This is a genomic window from Streptomyces sp. NPDC005931 (assembly GCF_042871235.1).
Lineage (GTDB): Bacteria > Actinomycetota > Actinomycetes > Streptomycetales > Streptomycetaceae > Streptomyces.
Genome location: NZ_JBIAIG010000002.1, coordinates 698010 through 716978, shown reverse-complemented (window position 1 = coordinate 716978; position 18969 = coordinate 698010). Strand labels below are relative to the sequence as shown.

Annotated in this window: 15 protein-coding genes; 1 reads left to right on the top strand and 14 read right to left on the bottom strand. The window is 72.6% G+C overall.

Annotated elements, in window-relative coordinates:
- Positions 1-123: 123 nt before the first annotated feature.
- The 7 genes from topA to bldG all read right to left on the bottom strand — a co-directional run bounded on the left by topA (position 124) and on the right by bldG (position 10397).
- Positions 124-2970, bottom strand: a complete 2847-nt coding sequence (topA, locus tag ACFYOV_RS07215; RefSeq protein WP_389083813.1) for a type I DNA topoisomerase — start codon at positions 2968-2970, stop codon at positions 124-126.
- A 363-nt stretch (positions 2971-3333) separates the two neighbouring features.
- On the bottom strand, positions 3334-3531 hold the full coding sequence (locus tag ACFYOV_RS07210; RefSeq protein ID WP_389083811.1) for a hypothetical protein: 198 nt from the start codon (positions 3529-3531) through the stop codon (positions 3334-3336).
- Positions 3532-4263: 732 nt separating this feature from the next.
- Positions 4264-5784, bottom strand: coding sequence for a methyltransferase (locus tag ACFYOV_RS07205; protein WP_389083809.1), 1521 nt, complete (start codon positions 5782-5784; stop codon positions 4264-4266).
- Between the two features lie 196 nt (positions 5785-5980).
- A complete protein-coding gene (locus tag ACFYOV_RS07200; RefSeq protein WP_389083806.1) occupies positions 5981-6553 on the bottom strand; it encodes a small secreted protein in 573 nt (190 codons plus the stop codon).
- A gap of 211 nt (positions 6554-6764) precedes the next feature.
- Positions 6765-9170, bottom strand: a complete 2406-nt coding sequence (locus ACFYOV_RS07195; protein WP_389083804.1) for a sodium-translocating pyrophosphatase — start codon at positions 9168-9170, stop codon at positions 6765-6767.
- A 339-nt stretch (positions 9171-9509) separates the two neighbouring features.
- Complete coding sequence (locus ACFYOV_RS07190; protein WP_389083802.1) at positions 9510-9944, bottom strand: ATP-binding protein; 435 nt, start codon at positions 9942-9944, stop codon at positions 9510-9512.
- A gap of 111 nt (positions 9945-10055) precedes the next feature.
- On the bottom strand, positions 10056-10397 hold the full coding sequence (bldG, locus tag ACFYOV_RS07185; protein WP_003991900.1) for an anti-sigma factor antagonist BldG: 342 nt from the start codon (positions 10395-10397) through the stop codon (positions 10056-10058).
- A gap of 79 nt (positions 10398-10476) precedes the next feature.
- Between bldG and ACFYOV_RS07180 the strand changes: the two genes are divergently transcribed.
- Positions 10477-13113, top strand: coding sequence for a DEAD/DEAH box helicase (locus tag ACFYOV_RS07180; protein WP_389083800.1), 2637 nt, complete (start codon positions 10477-10479; stop codon positions 13111-13113).
- A gap of 107 nt (positions 13114-13220) precedes the next feature.
- On the opposite strand, the gene ACFYOV_RS07175 is transcribed toward ACFYOV_RS07180, so the two are convergent.
- The 7 genes from ACFYOV_RS07175 to ssd form a co-directional block, all read right to left on the bottom strand.
- Positions 13221-13553: an Rv3654c family TadE-like protein gene (locus ACFYOV_RS07175; RefSeq protein WP_389084122.1), complete on the bottom strand. Its 333-nt coding sequence runs from the start codon at positions 13551-13553 to the stop codon at positions 13221-13223.
- A 323-nt stretch (positions 13554-13876) separates the two neighbouring features.
- A complete protein-coding gene (locus ACFYOV_RS07170; protein ID WP_389083798.1) occupies positions 13877-14242 on the bottom strand; it encodes a TadE family type IV pilus minor pilin in 366 nt (121 codons plus the stop codon).
- Positions 14229-14438: a DUF4244 domain-containing protein gene (locus ACFYOV_RS07165; RefSeq protein WP_389083795.1), complete on the bottom strand. Its 210-nt coding sequence runs from the start codon at positions 14436-14438 to the stop codon at positions 14229-14231. The genes ACFYOV_RS07170 and ACFYOV_RS07165 overlap by 14 nt, the downstream gene beginning before the upstream one ends.
- Before the next feature lie 128 nt (positions 14439-14566).
- Entirely contained in the window at positions 14567-15355 is a 789-nt protein-coding gene (locus ACFYOV_RS07160) for a type II secretion system F family protein (protein WP_389083793.1), read from the bottom strand.
- Positions 15352-16164 carry a type II secretion system F family protein gene (locus tag ACFYOV_RS07155; RefSeq protein WP_389084120.1) on the bottom strand — a complete coding sequence of 271 codons (813 nt, stop codon included), beginning with the start codon at positions 16162-16164 and terminating at the stop codon, positions 15352-15354. Before ACFYOV_RS07155 ends, ACFYOV_RS07160 begins: the two co-directional genes overlap by 4 nt.
- Positions 16165-16226: 62 nt before the next feature.
- The gene (locus ACFYOV_RS07150; RefSeq protein ID WP_389083790.1) at positions 16227-17525 is read right to left on the bottom strand and encodes a TadA family conjugal transfer-associated ATPase; all 1299 of its coding nucleotides are present in this window, start codon (positions 17523-17525) and stop codon (positions 16227-16229) included.
- On the bottom strand, positions 17522-18628 hold the full coding sequence (gene ssd / locus ACFYOV_RS07145; RefSeq protein WP_389083788.1) for a septum site-determining protein Ssd: 1107 nt from the start codon (positions 18626-18628) through the stop codon (positions 17522-17524). The genes ACFYOV_RS07150 and ssd overlap by 4 nt, the downstream gene beginning before the upstream one ends.
- Positions 18629-18969: the final 341 nt, after the last annotated feature.

Genomic DNA, 18969 nt, shown 5'->3' with positions numbered 1-18969 from the left:
ATCGAAGTGTTGCCGGGGTGTTCGCAGTCCGAACCCGTGGCGAAGATCCACGGCCGGGACGAACGCCCGCCGGGACCGGTTCCGAGATCTCATGGACCCGGTCCTTACCCCGGAAACCGGCTCTCAGTCCTCCGGCGCGTTGGAGACGGTCGCCTTCTTCGCGGCGGTCTTCTTGGCCGTCGCCGTCTTCTTCGCGGTCGTGGTCTTCTTCGCCGCGGTCTTCTTGGCGGCGGTCGCCTTCTTCGCCGGGGCCTTCTTGACGGCCGTCTTCTTGGCGGGAGCCTTCTTCGCGGTCTTCTTGACGGGTCCCTTGGCGCGCTTCTCGGCGAGCAGCTCGAAGCCGCGCTCCGGAGTGATCGTCTCGACGCTGTCGCCGGAGCGCAGGGTCGCGTTGGTCTCCCCGTCGGTGACGTACGGGCCGAAGCGGCCGTCCTTCACCACGACCGGCTTGCCGCTGACCGGGTCCTCGCCCAGCTCCTTCAGCGGCGGCTTGGCGGCCGCCCGGCCACGCTGCTTGGGCTGGGCGTAGATCGCCAGCGCCTCCTCCAGCGTGGTCGTGAAGATCTGGTCCTCGGACTGCAGCGACCGCGAGTCGGTGCCCTTCTTCAGGTACGGGCCGTAGCGGCCGTTCTGCGCGGTGATCTCCTGGCCCTCGGGGTCGGTGCCGACGACTCGCGGCAGCGACATGAGTCGCAGCGCGTCCTCGAGGGTCACCGTGTCCAGGGACATGGACTTGAACAGCGAGGCCGTGCGCGGCTTGACCGCGTTCTTGCCGGTCTTCGGGGTGCCCTCGGGAAGGATCTCCGTGACGTACGGGCCGTAGCGGCCGTCCTTGGCGACGATCGTGTGCCCGGTCGCCGGATCGGTGCCCAGCTCGAAGTCGCCGCTCGGCTTGGCGAGCAGTTCCTCCGCGAGTTCCACGGTCAGCTCGTCGGGCGCCAGGTCCTCGGGGATGTCGGCGCGCTGGTGGTTCTCGGCGTCCTTCTCCCCGCGCTCGATGTACGGGCCGTAGCGCCCGACCCGCAGCACGATGTCGTTGCCCACCGGGAACGACGACACCTCGCGTGCGTCGATCGCGCCCAGGTCGGTCACCAGCTCCTTGAGGCCGCCGAGGTGGTCCCCGTCGCCGTTGCCGGCCTCGGCCGCGCCGCCGTGGCCCGTGCCCTCGCCGAAGTAGAAGCGCTTGAGCCACGGCACGGCCTGGGCCTCACCGCGCGCGATGCGGTCGAGGTCGTCCTCCATCTTGGCCGTGAAGTCGTAGTCGACGAGCCGGCCGAAGTGCTTCTCCAGCAGGTTGACCACGGCGAAGGACAGGAAGGACGGCACGAGGGCCGTGCCCTTCTTGAACACGTAGCCGCGGTCGAGGATCGTGCCGATGATCGACGCGTACGTCGACGGGCGGCCGATCTCCCGCTCTTCCAGCTCCTTGACCAGCGACGCCTCGGTGTAGCGGGCCGGGGGCTTGGTGGCGTGCCCGTCGACCGTGATCTCCTCGGCCGTCAGCGCGTCGCCCTCGGCGACCTGCGGGAGCCGCCGCTCACGGTCGTCCAGCTCCGCGTTCGGGTCGTCGGCGCCCTCGACGTACGCCTTGAGGAAGCCGTGGAAGGTGATCGTCTTGCCGGACGCGCTGAACTCGACGTCCCGCCCGTCGGCCGCCGTGCCGCCGATCTTGACGGTGACGGAATTGCCGGTGGCGTCCTTCATCTGGGAGGCGACGGTCCGCTTCCAGATCAGCTCGTAGAGCCTGAACTGGTCGCCGGTCAGCCCCGTCTCCGCGGGCGTGCGGAAGCGGTCGCCCGAGGGGCGGATCGCCTCGTGCGCCTCCTGGGCGTTCTTGACCTTGCCCGCGTAGGTGCGCGGCTGCGGGGGCAGGTAGTCGGCGCCGTACAGCTGCGTGACCTGGGCGCGGGCGGCGGCGATCGCCGTCTCGCTCAGGGTCGTCGAGTCCGTACGCATGTAGGTGATGTAGCCGTTCTCGTACAGCTTCTGCGCGATCTGCATGGTGGCCTTCGCGCCGAAGCCGAGCTTGCGGCTCGCCTCCTGCTGGAGCGTCGTCGTACGGAACGGGGCGTACGGCGAGCGGCGGTACGGCTTGGACTCGACGGAGCGCACGGCGAACCGCGTGCTCTCCAGGGCGGCGGCCAGGGCGCGGGCGCTCGCCTCGTCGAGGTGGAGGGTGTTCGCGCTCTTGAGCTGTCCCAGGGAGTCGAAGTCGCGGCCCTGCGCGACCCGCCGGCCGTCGACGGTCTGGAGGCGTGCGACCAGCGACGACGGGTCCGACGCGTCCCCCGCGCCGGCGACGACGGGCGTGGCCGAGAAGGTGCCCGTCAGGTCCCAGTACTCGGCGGAACGAAACGCCATGCGCTCACGTTCCCGCTCCACCACGAGCCGGGTGGCGACGGACTGCACACGGCCGGCGGACAGCCGGGGCATGACCTTCTTCCACAGGACCGGCGAGACCTCGTAGCCGTAGAGGCGGTCGAGGATGCGGCGGGTCTCCTGGGCGTCGACCAGCTTCTGGTTGAGCTGGCGCGGGTTGGCGACGGCCTCGCGGATCGCGTCCTTGGTGATCTCGTGGAAGACCATCCGCTTGACCGGGATCTTCGGCTTGAGGACTTCCTGAAGGTGCCACGCGATGGCCTCGCCCTCGCGGTCCTCATCGGTCGCGAGGAAGAGCTCGTCGGACTCCTTCAGCAGGTCCTTGAGCTTCTTGACCTGGGCCCTCTTGTCCGCGTTGACCACATAGATGGGCTGGAAGTCGTGTTCGACGTCCACACCGAGGCGGCGGACCTCGCCGGTGTACTTCTCGGGGACCTCGGCGGCGCCGTTGGGAAGGTCGCGAATGTGTCCGACGCTCGCCTCGACGGTGTAGCCAGGGCCGAGATAGCTCTTGATCGTCTTCGCCTTGGCAGGCGACTCGACGATGACGAGTCGGCGGCCGCCCTTTGCGGTCTCGCTGGTCGGGGACAACTTCGCTCTTCTCTCCGGTCGACGCTGGGGCCTCCCCAGGCGGTCTTCCCGGGGTCGGGACTGCATTCGTGGCTCGTTCCGCCGTGGGGCGCTCCAGCCGGTGCCTCGGCCGCGACCGTGCTCAGCCCTTCGGACCTCCGCTCGCTCGCGCCCTCGCCACCGGCGCACCCCTTCGGCTCACTCGCCTGACGCTGCGGAGTGTGACGGTACATCCCGCCCCCGTGTCAAACGGGAAAAGCCCGCAACGGCCACTCGAACGGTAACCCGACTACCACTATTCCTGCCGCCCGGAGTGTCCGGAGCCCGCCCGGCCATGCGGAGCGCGATCTCCCGGTTACCCGGACCGACGGCCCGCCCCGCTCCTCAGAGGCGGGTGAAGCACCATGCGCCGAGAGCCAGGAAGATCACCGCGACCATGCCGGCGAGGGTGATCGATGCGACGGGGTTCACACCCTCGGCGACGGGCATGCGCTGCCGCACCCGGCTGGCGGTCCAAGTCAGCAGACCGGTCCCGAACAGGCAGAACACCGTCCCCGTGAAGATCGCCGGCCCGCTCTCCATGCTCTCCAGCGCTCCTCTTCTCCCGTCCCGTGTGCCCAGCCGGGAGGAGGCTGCCACGCGCGGGCGGCGCGCAGGCGAACCGGAGGTGAACGCGGGACCGAGGAACCGGCGCCGGGGCGGACGCCGGCCCTCCGGGAGAGCGGAGGCACGGCTTCGACGACCGTAGATCGACGCGAATTTATTGTCGCGTCTCACACGGACCGGGGCTCGAGTCCCACGACCGCGCGCCCCGAGCCCAACGGTCGGCGACCGGGGCCCGACGTCCGGAGCACGGCGACCGGGGCACGGCGACCGGAGCCCGACGACTGCAGCACGGCGACCGGGGCACGGCGACCGAAGCCCGACGACTGCAGCACGGCGACCGGGGCACGGCGACCGAAGCCCGACGACTGCAGCACGGCGACCGGGGCACGGGGCCATCGGTCGGCGCGTGGGCCGCAGGCCGGCCACGCGCCCGCCCGCCGGGTCGATGGCGCCCCGGACCCGCCTCACCGCCATCGGTACGGCACCCCGGTCGCTCCGCGCGACGGCCCGCCCCGGTCCACCGGGCACACACGCGCGGTGCGGCCCGAGCCCTCGTGGTCCGCGCTGCGGGCCGTGCCGCGCACCCAGCGCGCCGGGCCGCCCGGAAGCCGCCCGGCCCCGCCCGTGGTGCGTCGGCCCTGAGACTCGGCCCTCAGCACGGCCTGCGGCACCCTCGGCCCTCGGCTCCCGGCTCCCGGCTCCCGGCCCTCAGCCCACCGGCTCCAGGAACCCCTGTTCCACCAGCAGCCGGATCTGCGCCGGTGTGCGGTCGCGGAGGAGGACCGGGTCCTCGCCGAGGAGCTGGGCGATGGCGTCCAGGATGCGGCCCGCGGTCATCGTGCCGTCGCACACGCCCGCGAAACCCGCGGCCACGGTGTCCACCTTGGTGGCCCGGCGCATGCCCCGGTTCTGCCGCAGCAGCACGTGTTCCGGATCCTCCGCGCCGGGCAGCCCGACCTGCTCCTGCACCACCTCCTCGGCCAGCCGGAAGCGCGCCTCGAGCAGCGCCGCGTCGTCGTGCCCGCGCAGGTAGTCGAGCCGGGCGAAGTGCGCCCGCACGGCCTCCCCGAGGGGCTGCTCAACCGGATGCGGCCACTCCTCCGCGGTGACGGAGGGCACGGCGGAACCCGACCGGCGCAGGGTGATCCAACCGAAGCCCACGGCACGCACCTTGCGCACCTCGAACTCCTCCAGCCACGCGTCGTACCGCGCCTGGTACTCGGCCGGGTCAGCGCGGTGGTCCCCCGCGTCCCGCAGCCACAGCTCGGCGTACTGGGTGACGTCCTGCACCTCGCGCTGCACGATCCACGCGTCGCAGCCGCGGGGCACCCACGACCTGAGCCTGTCCTGCCAGTCCTCCCCCTCCACGTGCTGCCAGTTGGCGAGGAACTGCGCGAACCCGCCCTCGTTCAACCGGTCACCCGCATCCTGAACGAGCGTGCGGCACAGATCGTCCCCGCCCATCCCGCCGTCGCGGTAGGTGAGCCGCGCGCCCGGAGAGATCACGAACGGCGGATTCGACACGATCAGGTCGTACCTCTCGTCCTCACGCACCGGCGTGAACAACGAGCCCTCGCGCAGATCGGCGGCGGGCACGCCGGAGAGGGCGAGGGTGAGCGAGGTGATGTGCAGGGCGCGCGGGTTGACGTCGGTCGCCGTCACACGCGTGGCGTGCCGGGCTGCGTGCAGCGCCTGGATGCCGGATCCGGTGCCGACGTCGAGGGCGGAGGCGACGGGCGTACGGACGGTGATCCCGGCGAGGGTCGTGGAGGCGCCGCCGACGCCCAGGACGACGCCCTCGTCGCGGCTGCCGATCCCCCCGGCGCCGCCGACCGCGCACCCCAGGTCCGACACGACGAACCAGTCCTCGCCGCCGGGCCCGCCGTACGGCCGTACGTCCACGGTGGCGACGAGCTCGTCCGCGCCGGCCCGTGCCAGCCAGCCGCTCTCCAGGCAGGCGTCGACGGGCAGTACGCCCGCCACGCCCGCGTGCGGCACCGGCTGCTGCAAGAGGAACAGCCGCACGAGCAGTTCCAGCGGCGTGTCGCCGCGCGTGGCCCGCAGCGCGGGCACGGTCTCGCTGCGGGCCAGCGCCGCGTACGCGGGGGCGCCGAGCAGTTCGAGCAGACCGTCGGCGGTGAAGGAGGCTCCGAGGAGCGCGTCCCGCAGACGGGCGGCGACGTCGGGGCGGTCGGAGGAGGGCAGGGGCGGCAGGCTGGCAGTACTCACGCCCCCATTGTGGCCGCCCCCACCGGTCCCCGCTCCGCGCCGTCGCCCCCTTCGGCTCCCGGCGTACGCGGCGTCACCACTTCCGGCCACACGCGTCGTGCCGCAGCGCTTCGCACCACGCGCGTACCTGCCGCCGCGGTCGCGCCTAGGGCGACACGATGCCGCCGTCACCGCCGGGAGGAACTCCCCCGTCGCGTCAGCTCTTCGGCGCCGTCGCCGACGCCGTGGCGGACTTGCAGCTGGGCTGGCGGGACATCGCCGCGCCGACCTCGCCCTCCTCCAGGGTCCGCAGGGCGTCGCTGCCGCTCTTGCTCAGCTTCTCCAGCTCGGTGGCGATGTCCTTCAAGCCGTCGGCGAACTTCGCCTGGTCCTTGGTGTCGAGACCGTCGACCTGCGTCTTCAGGGAGGCGTACGACGAGGAGATGCCGTTGAGCTCCTTCACCGCGTCCGTCTTCTTCTTCTCGCCGTTGTCGACGTCCGGCGCCCCGGCCTTGTTCACGGCGGCGCCGATCGCCTTGTACGCGTCGGACATGTCCTGGAAGGCCTTGGAGTCGGTCTTCTGGACCTCCTCCGGCGTGCTGTTGTCCGAGGTCTCCTTCTGGATCGCGGCGTTGGCGGCCTCGATCTTCCGGGCCTGCGGCTGCACCGCGTCACAGACCTCCTTCGCCCAGGAGTCCAGCTGGTCGTTGCCGTCGTCGCCGCCGCATCCGGTCAGCGCCAGTACCAGTACCGCACCGCCGGACAGTGCGGCCGCGAGCTTCTTGTTCACCGGATTGGTCCCTTCACATGGCTCTCGGCCCCGGAACATACACGCCGGACGGACTACAGCCACCCGTCGGACGTCCGTTTAATACCGTCTTGTAACCATTTGCACCAAGAGAGAGAAGGCTCACGGCATGGCGCGCACGCGACGGAGCGGGCGGCCGCCGCGTCAAAGCGCGCCGTCCGCCCGCACCTTGGGCCGGGGCTCACACCCCTCGCTACGAAACCACCGCCGGATCGGCCGACTTGGGCTCCGGTTCGGAGTTGCCCTCGTCCCCCACGGCGATTCCGCGCCGCTTGGACACGTACACCGCGCCGACGATCACCACGAGCGCGAGAACCGCGATCAGCACCCGCATCCCGACGCTCTTGTCCGCCCCGTAGGAGAATTTGATGACAGCGGGCGCGATCAGCAGCGCCACCAGGTTCATCACCTTCAGCAGCGGGTTGATCGCGGGGCCGGCGGTGTCCTTGAACGGGTCGCCGACGGTGTCGCCGATGACGGTGGCCGCATGGGCCTCGCTGCCCTTGCCGCCGTGGTGGCCGTCCTCGACGAGTTTCTTCGCGTTGTCCCACGCGCCACCGGAGTTGGCGAGGTACACCGCCATCAGGGTGCCCGCGCCGATCGCGCCCGCGAGGAAGGCGCCGAGGGCCCCGACGCCGAGCGTGAACCCGATGAAGATGGGCGACATGACGGCGAGCAGTCCGGGGGTGGCGAGCTCGCGCAGGGCGTCCTTGGTGCAGATGTCGACGACCTTGCCGTACTCCGGTTTCTCCGTGTAGTCCATGATCCCGGGCTTCTCACGGAACTGCCGCCGCACCTCGAAGACCACCGAACCCGCCGACCTCGACACCGCGTTGATCGCCAGCCCGGAGAAGAGGAAGACGACGGCCGCGCCCGCGATGAGACCGACGAGGTTGTTCGGCTGCGAGATGTCCATCATCAGACTCAGCGGCGCACCCTCACCGCTGAGTTTCTCGCCCACGTCCCGGGCGCCGGTGGTGATGGCGTCCCGGTACGACCCGAACAGCGCCGACGCTGCGAGCACCGCCGTGGCGATCGCGATGCCCTTGGTGATGGCCTTGGTGGTGTTGCCCACCGCGTCCAGGTTGGTGAGCACCTGGGCGCCCGCGCCCTCGACGTCGCCGGACATCTCGGCGATGCCCTGCGCGTTGTCGGAGACCGGCCCGAAGGTGTCCATCGCGACGATCACACCGACGGTGGTGAGCAGACCGGTGCCGGCCAGCGCCACCGCGAACAGCGCCAGCATGATCGACGTGCCGCCGAGCAGGAACGCCCCGTAGACGCCGAGCCCGATCAACAGGGCGGTGTAGACGGCCGATTCCAGACCGACGGAGATACCGGCCAGTACGACGGTGGCGGGGCCGGTCAGCGAGGTCTTGCCGATGTCCCGCACGGGACGCCGGGTGGTCTCGGTGAAGTACCCGGTGAGCTGCTGGATCAGGGCGGCGAGCACGATGCCGATGGCCACCGCGACCAGCGCGAGGATCCGCGGATCGCCGTCCTTTCCCTGGACGGCGGCGTCGGTGACGCCGTCCAGGTCGGCGTACGACGACGGCAGGTAGACGAACACCGCGATCGCGACCAGGACGAGCGAGATCACCGCGGAGATGAAGAAGCCGCGGTTGATCGCGCTCATGCCGCTGCGGTCGGCACGCCTGGGCGCCACCGCGAAGATGCCGATCATCGCGGTGAGGACGCCGATCGCCGGCACCAGGAGCGGGAAGGCGAGCCCCGCGTCGCCGAACGCCGCCGAACCGAGGATCAGCGCGGCCACCAGGGTGACGGCGTACGACTCGAAGAGGTCGGCCGCCATGCCCGCGCAGTCGCCGACGTTGTCGCCCACGTTGTCGGCGATGGTCGCGGCATTGCGCGGATCGTCCTCCGGGATGCCCTGTTCGACCTTGCCGACCAGGTCGGCGCCGACGTCGGCGGCCTTGGTGAAGATGCCGCCGCCGACTCGCATGAACATCGCGATCAGCGCGGCCCCGAGGCCGAACCCCTCCAGCACCTTGGGCGCGTCGGCCGCGTACACCAGCACCACGCAGGAGGCGCCCAGCAGGCCGAGCCCCACCGTGAACATGCCGACGACGCCACCCGTACGGAAAGCGATCTTCATCGCTTTGTGGGAGACGGCGGTGAGATCCCTTTCCGGCTCGCCCCGCGCCGGAGTCGCCTCACGGGCCGCCGCGGCGACCCGCACATTGCTGCGCACCGCGAGCCACATGCCGATATAGCCGGTGGCCGCCGAGAACGCCGCTCCGATCAAGAAGAACACCGATCGTCCGGCACGCTGATTCCAGTCGTCCGCGGGCAGCAGCATGAGCAGGAAGAACACCGCCACGGCGAATACGCCGAGGGTGCGCAGCTGACGGGCCAGATAGGCGTTCGCACCCTCCTGGACCGCGGCCGCGATCTTCTTCATGCTGTCGGTGCCCTCGCCGGCCGCGAGTACCTGGCGCACCAGGACCGCCGCGACCACCAGAGCCGCCAGCGCCACGACCCCGATGACCACCACGAGCAGGCGGTTGTCATCGGTCAGCACGGCGGCCGCGAGGGATGTGGGTCGGCCCGACTCGTATGAGATGGAAAGCCCCGCCATTCGTCCTCCTTGACGCTTGGGCTGAGCTCAAGATGTGGACGGGATTGTAGGTACCGGAACCTGATCAAAACAGAGCGCGTTAAATGTAAATGGCCAATGCGCACTCTTGCCGTAATGATCGCCGGGCGGCCAGAACCCGAAAATCGGCAGTGGTCGGTAATGCCTTTGACGCATTCACGTGATCGCTTTTCCTCGAGCAGGCCGATCGTGAAGGAATTCACGCGATCAACCGCACGAGACCACTGTAAGCGCGGGCACCGGCACCCGCACATGCCGAAGGGCCCCACGGGTGGGGCCCTTCGGCATGACGGTCGCTGTTCGGTTCGGCGTCTGACGGGGTCAGGGCAGGAGGGTGGCCGGCGGCGTGGTGGGCCACCTCATGCGGATCAGTCCGCCGTGCTCCCCGGCGCTGACCTCCACGTCGTCGACGAGGCCGCTGATGACCGCGAGGCCCATCTCGTCCTCCTCGGTCTCCTCGACGTCACCGGACGCGTCGCCGGATGTCCCCGCACCGGGGGGCGCATGACGGGCCTCGTCGCCGACCTCGATGGAGAACTGCTTCTCCTCCTCGATCAGCAGCACCTTCACGGGTGCCGAGATGCCGCCGTTCTGGTGCAGTCCGACGGCCCGTGTGCACGCCTCGCCGACGGCGAGCCTGACCTCGTCGAGGACGGCCTCGTCCACTCCGGCCCTGCGCGCCACCGCTGCCGCCACCAGGCGGGCGGTCCTGACATGCTCGGGCAGCGCGCTGAAGCGGAGCTCAACAGTGGCCATGCATCCCCCTCGCAACTTCGGGCGTGCCGTGAAGAGGCCGGGCTGCCGAACCGCCCGGTCCCTCCTCGTGCTTCACTCCTGCCGCCCGGGCGCGCCGGCCCGGGCCTGTGGTCAGTCGGTGGCCGCCACCGCTTCCTCGACCGAGGTGTGAATCGGGAACACCTTGGTGAGACCGGTGATGCGGAAGATCTTCAGAATGCGCTCCTGGTTGCAGACCAGGCGCAGCGAGCCCTCATGGGCCCGGACACGCTTCAGGCCGCCGACCAGCACGCCGAGACCGGTGGAGTCGAGGAAGTCCACGCCTTCCATGTCGACGACAAGGTGGAAACTGCCGTCGTTCACCAGCTCGACCAGCTGCTCGCGCAGCTTGGGCGCGGTATATACGTCGATTTCGCCACCGACCCTGACGATCGTGCGATCGCCCATGGTCTCGGTCGACAGGGACAGGTCCACGGATCCTCCAGCACCTTGCTATCGAGCGGTCGCCCTTGGGGCATCTCGGCTCAGCCCCCGGGACGGTTCGCCAGCCGCGATGGCATTCAATCACTTACCGGCAGGCGTGCACGACGCCTTGGCCCCATTGTCCGTCACGCCAGTGACACACTCGGTGCCGATGGCCAAGAATCACCGATCCGAACGACCCCCGGCGGACACCGCTTCCAGACCCGCGCCGGGCGCGGTCCTGGACCGGCTCGCCTCCGGACCGAGCCGGGCTTCGCGCATTACTCATACGGAGCACTTGCCCCCGCGCGCGGGTCGCCATGCCGTCTGGCCGCACCGGATCCGCGCGGAGGTGATCGCCGCCGCGCGGGCGGCGGGCATCGAGCATCCCTGGGCCCACCAGGCACGGGCCGCCGAGCACGCCCTGGACGGCGAGTCGGTGGTGGTCGCCACCGGCACGGCCTCCGGCAAGTCCCTGGCCTACCTGATGCCGGTCCTGTCCACACTCCTGGACGGCGCCGAGGCCCCGAACGGACGCGGCGCCACGGCCCTCTACCTGGCCCCCACGAAGGCCCTGGCCGCGGACCAGTGCCGATCGGTGAAGGAACTTTCACATCCACTGGGCCATTCGGTGCGCGCGGCGGTCTACGACGGCGACACGCCCTTCGAGGAACGCGAGTGGATCCGCCAGTACGGCAACTACGTCCTGACCAACCCGGACATGCTGCACCGGGGCATTCTCCCCTCCCATCCCCGCTGGTCCTCCTTCCTGAAGTCGCTGAAGTACGTCGTCGTCGACGAGTGCCACACCTACCGGGGCGTCTTCGGTTCGCACGTCGCCCAGGTGCTGCGCCGGCTGCGCCGCCTGTGCGCCCGCTACGGCGCCTCTCCCGTGTTCCTGCTGGCCTCCGCGACCGCGGCCGAGCCCGCAGTCGCCGCCGGCCGGCTCACCGGCCTGCCCGTGGTGCAGGTCGACGACGACGCCTCACCCCGTGGTGAACTGGTGTTCGCCCTCTGGGAGCCCCCGCTGACCGAGCTGCACGGTGAGCGGGGCGCTCCGGTCCGCCGTACCGCCACCGCCGAGGCCGCCGATCTGCTCACCGACCTCACGGTGCAGGGCATCCGCTCGGTCACCTTCGTGCGCTCCCGGCGCGGCGCCGAGCTGATCTCGGTCATCGCCCAGGAACGCCTCGCCGAGGTCGACCGCTCACTGGCCCGGCGTGTCGCCGCGTACCGGGGCGGCTACCTCCCCGAGGAGCGCCGCGCACTCGAACGTGCCCTGCACTCCGGCGAACTGCTCGGCCTCGCCGCGACGAACGCCCTCGAACTCGGTGTGGACGTCTCCGGCCTGGACGCCGTGGTGATCGCCGGATATCCGGGCACCCGCGCGTCCCTGTGGCAGCAGGCGGGCCGCGCCGGGCGGTCGGGGGAGGGCGCCCTCGCCGTCCTGGTCGCCCGCGACGATCCCCTGGACACCTTCCTCGTCCACCACCCCGAGGCCCTGTTCGACCGGCCCGTGGAGTCCACCGTCCTGGACCCCGACAACCCGTACGTGCTCGCCCCGCACCTGTGCGCGGCGGCCGAGGAACTGCCCCTGACCGATGAGGACCTGGACCTGTTCGGCCCGGCCGCCGAGGAGCTGCTCCCGCAGTTGGAGGCGGCGAAGCTGCTCCGCCGCCGCACGCGGGCCTGGCACTGGACCCGCCGGGAACGGGCCGCCGACCTCGCCGACATCCGCGGGCAGGGCGGCCGGCCGGTCCAGGTCGTCGAGGCCGGCACGGGCAGGCTGCTGGGCACGGTCGACGCGGGTGCCGCGCACGCGAGCGTCCACGAGGGCGCGGTCCATCTGCACCAGGGGCTCACCTACCTGGTCCGCTCCCTGGACCTGGAGGACTCCGTCGCCCTGGTCGAGTGGGCCGACCCGCCCTACACGACGGTCGCCCGCGACACCACGTCGATCTCCGTGCTGGAGACGGACACCGAGATCCCGTGGGGGGACGGCCGCCTGTGCTACGGCTCCGTCGAGGTGACCAACCAGGTCGTCTCCTTCCTGCGCCGACGGGTCATGACCGGCGAAGTCCTGGGCGAGACGAAGCTCGACCTCCCTCCTCGTACGCTGCGCACCCGCGCGGTGTGGTGGACGGTCACCGAGGATCAGCTGGACCGTGCCCGGATCAACCCGGAGATCCTCGGCGGCGCCCTGCACGCCGCCGAGCACGCGTCGATCGGCATGCTGCCGCTCTTCGCGACCTGTGACCGCTGGGACATCGGCGGCGTGTCCGTCCCGCTCCACCCCGACACCCTCCTGCCCACTGTCTTCGTCTACGACGGTCACCCGGGCGGCGCGGGCTTCGCGGAGCGCGCCTTCCACACCGCCCATGCCTGGCTGACGGCCACCCGCCAGGCCATCGCCTCCTGCGAGTGCGACGCCGGCTGCCCCTCCTGCATCCAGTCCCCCAAGTGCGGCAACGGCAACGACCCACTGCACAAGCGGGGGGCGGTACGCCTGCTCACGGTGCTCCTGGAGGGAGCGCCGGCGCCGAGGACGGCAGAGCAGGAAGCCCGGACCGGCGACCGCTCGGAGGAGGGTGCGCATCGGGCAGCGGGGGGCGAGACACGCCCTGCGGCCGGGGACGCGACAAGTCCGGATGAGGCCGCCACCGATCCTGGGCGGGAGGGCACGCGACATCCTGGGGCAGGGGGCGGGGCTCGCCCCGGCGCTGGGTGAGCCCCGCCCTGGAGCTGCGAGCCCCACCCTGGGACCGGTGAGCCCCACCCTGGGACCGGTGAGTCTCACCCTGGGACCGGTGAGTCTCACCCTGGGACCGGTGAGTCTCACCCTGGGGCCGGGGGGCGAGGCTCATCCCGGGGCGGGGGCACCGCCGGACCGGCTGGACCCGCCCGTGCCCTGATCTCCGCCGTGAACGGGCCCCGTCCCGACGCCACCGTCACGTCCGAGACCTCACCGTCGATCGCGCACCGGACGAGCCTCGCACCCTGCGCCCGGACCACCCGGTGCGCCCGGGCACAGGCCCCCGCGCGGCCTTCGGACCAGCGGTCGGCCGCCGCGAGCGCCGCGAGATCCGCGCCCCCGGCGGCACGATGCCGGACCACGACGGCCTGGCCCAGGGCGAGGACCGCACCGAACACGACGCACAGCACGGCGATCGCCCCGACGCTCCAGACCGCCGCGGAACCGCGGTCGGAGCCCCGACCGGAGCACCGGCCAAGGGGTCGGTCAGGCGACCGGCCAGGCCGTCGGCCGGAGCGCCGGTCAGGCCACCGGTCGGAACGCCGGTCAGGCCACCGGTCGGAACACCGATCAAGGCGCCGGTCGGCGCCCCGACCAGGTCGGCCACCCACGGGCCGCCGACCCTTGAACCGGCTCGGCATGGCGGCCCATCCCGCTTCCGATCCCGCTCCCGGCTCTGTGCCCCTCCCGCCCCCTCCCCCGCCGTCTCCTTGCACGCCCCCTCCCCGGCCGTCACCTCTCATGTCCCCTCCACCGCCGCCCCCTCCACCGCCGCCACGGCCTCCTCCCGGACATCGAACGGCAACCCGCGCAGCACCGGGGGCCTGGCCACGACGGTCACCCGGACCTGCTCCGCCTCCCGGCTCACCGTGACCCGCGCGCCGGGCGGCGCCGCCTCACGGGCCACCCCGACGACGGCGTCGGTCGGATCCTGGCGGGCAGCAGCCCGCGCGCCCGTGCGGGCGGCGTCCACGCACTGGATCTGCGCCGCGATCACCAGCAGCCCCCACACCAGCGCGGTCGCGAACATCACCAGCACGGGCAGCACCACGGCCGACTCCGCCGTCACGAAGCCCTGGTCGGCGCGCCGCTCACATCCGGCCATCGAGCGCCTGCTTGACGATGTTCTGCAGCGCCGCGCTCACCGGCCCGCTCGTGACCACCTTGTAGAGCACGACGGCGAACGCCACCGCCGCCACGATTCCCATCGCGTACTCCGAGGTCACCATTCCCGCGTCCCTGCGCGCCGCGCGCGCCCTGCACACCAGGGCACGCAGCCGTGCCCGTACCGCCTGATACATCTCGACCCCCGTAAGGAATGTCCTGTCGAACCACTGAATGTCCTGTCGCTGCCTGCGGGCCCGCTCGCTGCCCGCTGGCCCTCTCACCGCCCGCCGGCCGGCTCACGCCGCCGGCCCGGTCCCTCACGTCATCCACCACCCCCTCCCAGCACGCCGCCCGCCAGTCCGATCACCACGGGCAGCACACCGACCGCGATGAAGGCGGGCAGGAAGCACAGGCCCACCGGGGCCGTGACCATGACGGCCGCGCGCCGGGCCCGGGCCGTCGCGGCACGGGTCCAGTCGGCGCGGGCGTCGGCGGCGAGCCGGGCGACCGGGGCGGCCATGGGAAGCCCGGACACGTCCGCCCGTTCCAGCAGCCGGGCCAAGCGATCGGCGCCCGGTACGGAGGCCAGCCGCCGCCAGGCGTCCCCCGGTTCACCCCCGAGCCGCACCTCCGCGGAGCCCCGCACCAGCGCGTCCCCGATCGGCCCGCCCAGGGCCTCGCCCACCGCATGCGCGGCCGGTACCGGACCGGCGCCCGCAGCGATGCAGGCGGCCAGCAGATCGGCGGCGAGCGGAAGCCGGCGTGCCGCAGCGGCCGCCTCGCGTTCCCGCGCCGGCGCGCCGGACGCCGTCCGGCGCAGTCGCCACCGCCACAGCCCGACCGCCGCGGCCAGTCCGACGGCCACGCCGGCGATTCCACCGACCAGGGCCCAGCCCGCACCGGCCACACCCACCTGGGGCAGCCACCCCCGCGCACGACGCAGTGCCGTGCAGCGCGGAACCGGGGCCGTCGGCTCCAGTCCCAGTACGCCCGCCAGCCTCCGCCGCGTCCTCCGCAGGTGCCGCGCCTGGTCCAGCCAACGCACCGGCCACCCCAGCGCCAGCGCCGTCGCCACGGCCACCCCCAGCCTGTGGACGATCTCCCCGCTCATGCCGCCGCCTCCTCGGCTCCCCGCACGATCCGGATCACCCACCACAGTCCCAGCCCCTCCAGCACCCCGCCGGCCGCCAGACAGCCCAGCCCCGACGGGGTGTGCAGCAGGATGCGGAGCGGGTCGGCGCCGAGCGCCGTACCGAGACCGAGGCCGAGGACCGGCAGCCCGGCGAGCATCAGCGCCGTGGCGCGGGCGCCCGCCAACTGGGCACGCAGGTCGGCACGCTGGTCCCGTTCGGCACGCAACGCCCCTTCCAGCCGGTCGAGTCCGGCGGCGAGCCCCGCGCCCTGATCGACGGCGACCCGCCAGCACACGGCGAGTCCCCGGAGCCCCTCGGCACCCGGCTGCCGTGCCGCCGCCTCCAACGCGCCGGGGACGTCCCCGCCGAACCGCGCCGCCGCCAGCACCGCCGCATGGGCGTCGCCCAGCCCGCCGGAGTCCCGCGCGGCCGGCAGCAACGCCTCCCCCGGCTGCCGTCCGGCGCGCACCTCCCCGGCGAGTGCCGCGCACAGCGCGATCACCGCGTCTCCTCGGCCCTCACACGCCCGGCGCTCCCGTGCGGCCACCCGGACCCGTCGCAGCAGCGGCACCCCGGCCGCCCCCGCGACGACCGGCAGCACCGACGAACCCAGTAACGCCAACACCGCTCCGACGGCCGCCGACCACCACTCGGGCCGCAACCGTCCGCGGATCCGGTCCCACGCGGGCATCAGCGGTGGCCGGTCCGGTGGCCCGCTGCCGACCACCGGCCCATCGGCCAGCAGCAGCCGCGCCCGTTTGGCGGGTCCCGATCGCCTGGCACCCATCAGCCACGCCGCGGTCCCCAGACACACGAGGGCCACTCCCGTCGACGTCTCCGCCGGCCCGTTCACGCCTCACACACCTCTCGTAGAGCACCGTCACAGCTCGACCCCCTCGGTCCCGCCATCGCGGCCCGGCCCGCCCGTACCCCGTCGTCCCTGCCGGGTCCCTCGCGCGGTTCTCCGTCGCACCCCGCCTTCCGAAGCAGCCGCCGCAGCCGCTCCCACCCCTGCTCACGGGCGAAGGCCCCCGTTTCCCACCGCAGGGCCGGCACCGTCCGCACCAGGCCCGATCCGTCCCGCTCCAGCACGTGCACCTCCGCGATCCGCCGCCGCCCGGACCGGTCGCGCGCCAGGTGCAGGACCACCGACAGGGCAGCCGCCAGCTGGCTGTGCAGCGCCGTCCGGTCGAGCCCGGCCGCCGTGCCGAGGGCCTCCAGCCGGGCGGGCACGTCCGCCGCCGCGTTGGCGTGAACAGTGCCGCAGCCGCCCTCGTGTCCCGTGTTCAGGGCCGCCAGCAGATGGACCACCTCGGGGCCACGCACCTCGCCCACGACCAGCCGGTCCGGTCGCATCCGCAGCGCCTGGCGCACCAGGTCCTCGAGGGTGACCAGGCCCGCGCCCTCCTGATTCGCGGGCCTCGTCTCCAGACGCACGACGTGCGGGTGATCGGGCCGCAGCTCCGCCGAGTCCTCGGCCAGGACGATCCGCTCGTCCGGTCCGACCGACCCCAGCAGCGCGCTCAGCAGCGTCGTCTTGCCGCTGCCGGTGCCGCCGCTGACGAGGAAGGACAGCCGTGCCTGCATCAGCGCCCGCAGGACCCGGTCCCCGCCCGGCGGCACCGTGCCCGCGGCCACCAGCTCGCCGAGGGTGAAGGCGCGGGGCCGTACGACCCGGAGCGACAGGCAGGTGCAGCCGATCGCTACCGGGGGCAGCACCGCGTGCAGCCGGGTCCCGTCGGGCAGCCGCGCGTCGGCCCAGGGACGGGCGTCGTCCAGGCGGCGGCCGGCCACCGCGGCGAGCCGCTGCGCGAGGCGCCGTACGGCGGCCGCGTCGGGAAAGCGGACGTCGGTCAGCTCCAGTCCCCCGCCCCGGTCCACCCACACCCGGTCCGGTGCCGAGACCAGCACGTCGGTGACCGACGGGTCGGTGAGAAGCGGTTCCAGCGGTCCGCTGCCGATCAGTTCGGACCGCAACTGCTCGGCGGCTCCCAGGACCTCGGCGTCCCCGAGCACCCGCCCCTGCTCCCGCAGGGCCTGCGCCACCCGCGCGGGCGTCGGTTCGGCCCCGCTCTCCGCCAGCCACCGCCGCACTCCGTCCAGCAGTCCGGCGGGCATTCCGGATCCGCTCACCGGTGTGTTCCTCATGCCGCCCTCGCCTCGAGCAGGGCCCGCTCCCAGAACTCCTTGCAGAAGCGGGCCAGCGGGCCCCGGGCCGCCGCGCCGGGCGGCCGGCCCGTCCCGTGCGGAGACAGCAGGCCGGACTCCACGGGCACTTCACCGGCCAGGGGCAGTCCGAGCAGCCGGGCCACCTCACGGTCGTCGAGTCCGGGCGCGTGGGGTCCGCGGACCGCCACCCGCAGATCGCCCAGGACCATGCCCACGGCGGAGGCGACACGCCCCGCCGCCGCGATGGCGCGCAGCTCGGCGGGGACCACGAGGAGTCCGAGATCGAGCTGGGTGAGGACCTCCGCGACCCCGTCGTCGACCCGGCGCGGCAGGTCGACGACGACCGTCCCGCCCCGGCGCCGGGCTGCGGCCAGCACTGCCCGTACGGCCTGGGGCGGTACGGCGACGCAGTCACCGCGGTCCCAGCTGAGCACCCGCAAGGAGTGCAGTTCCGGCAGCGACTCCTCCAGGGCACCGCCACCGACTCGCCCCCGGGAGGCGGCGAACGCCGGCCAGCGCAGCCCCTCCGCCGTCTCACCGCCCAGCACCACGTCGAGTCCGCCGCCCAGTGGATCCGCGTCCACGAGGAGGGTGCGCAGCCCCTCCCGCGCGGAGGTGACGGCCAGCGCGCACGCGAGCGTGGACGCTCCGGCCCCGCCCCGGCCGCCGATGACACCGACGGTCAGGGCGGGCCTGCCGACGCCTTCCGCCACGTCGGCGATGCGGTCGACGAGCCACTGCTCGCCGTCGGGGAGCATCAGCACATGGTCGGCGCCGATCTCGACGGCCCGCCGCCAGACCCCGGGGTCGTCCTGGTCGCGCCCGACCAGAACCACCCCTCGTCTGCGCGCGGCGCCGCGCACCCGCCGCGCGGCGTCGTCGCCGACGAGGACGAGCGGTGCTGACTCCCAGCTGCCCCTGCGCTCCGGCATCCCGTGGTGGACCTCGGGCGTTGCGCCGGCCGCCGCGCACAGGCGCAGCAGGTCGTCGAGCAGGCCCGCGTCCTCCGTGACGATCAGTGGCGAGCCCGTGCGGCCTCCTCCCGCGGCGGGCGGCGGGTCGTGTGTGACGGTTCCGGCCATTTCATCCCCTTTTGCTGCTTCTCTCGCGCGGCCCCTGCGGTCCCGCGAATCCCAAACGTGTGAAGAACCGGCAAGCAGCCCTCTTGTGGACGGGCGTCGAAAACCAGCCATACGCGACCCGGCAAACGGAACCGGCCCGGAACTCGCGGCGAGCGGGACGCGCTGGAATCACGGTGCAGCGATCCGGAAAATGATGTGGATCTTGGTCGAAATCTGTGGACGGGACGGGGCCTGTGAATATCGCCGTCACCCAAACAGGGGAACCGCCCGCATCCTGTGTACGAAACCCGCAGAGCAGTCCGGCGGCTACGGACGGTCACGGATCAAGGGGAGGGCGGGGG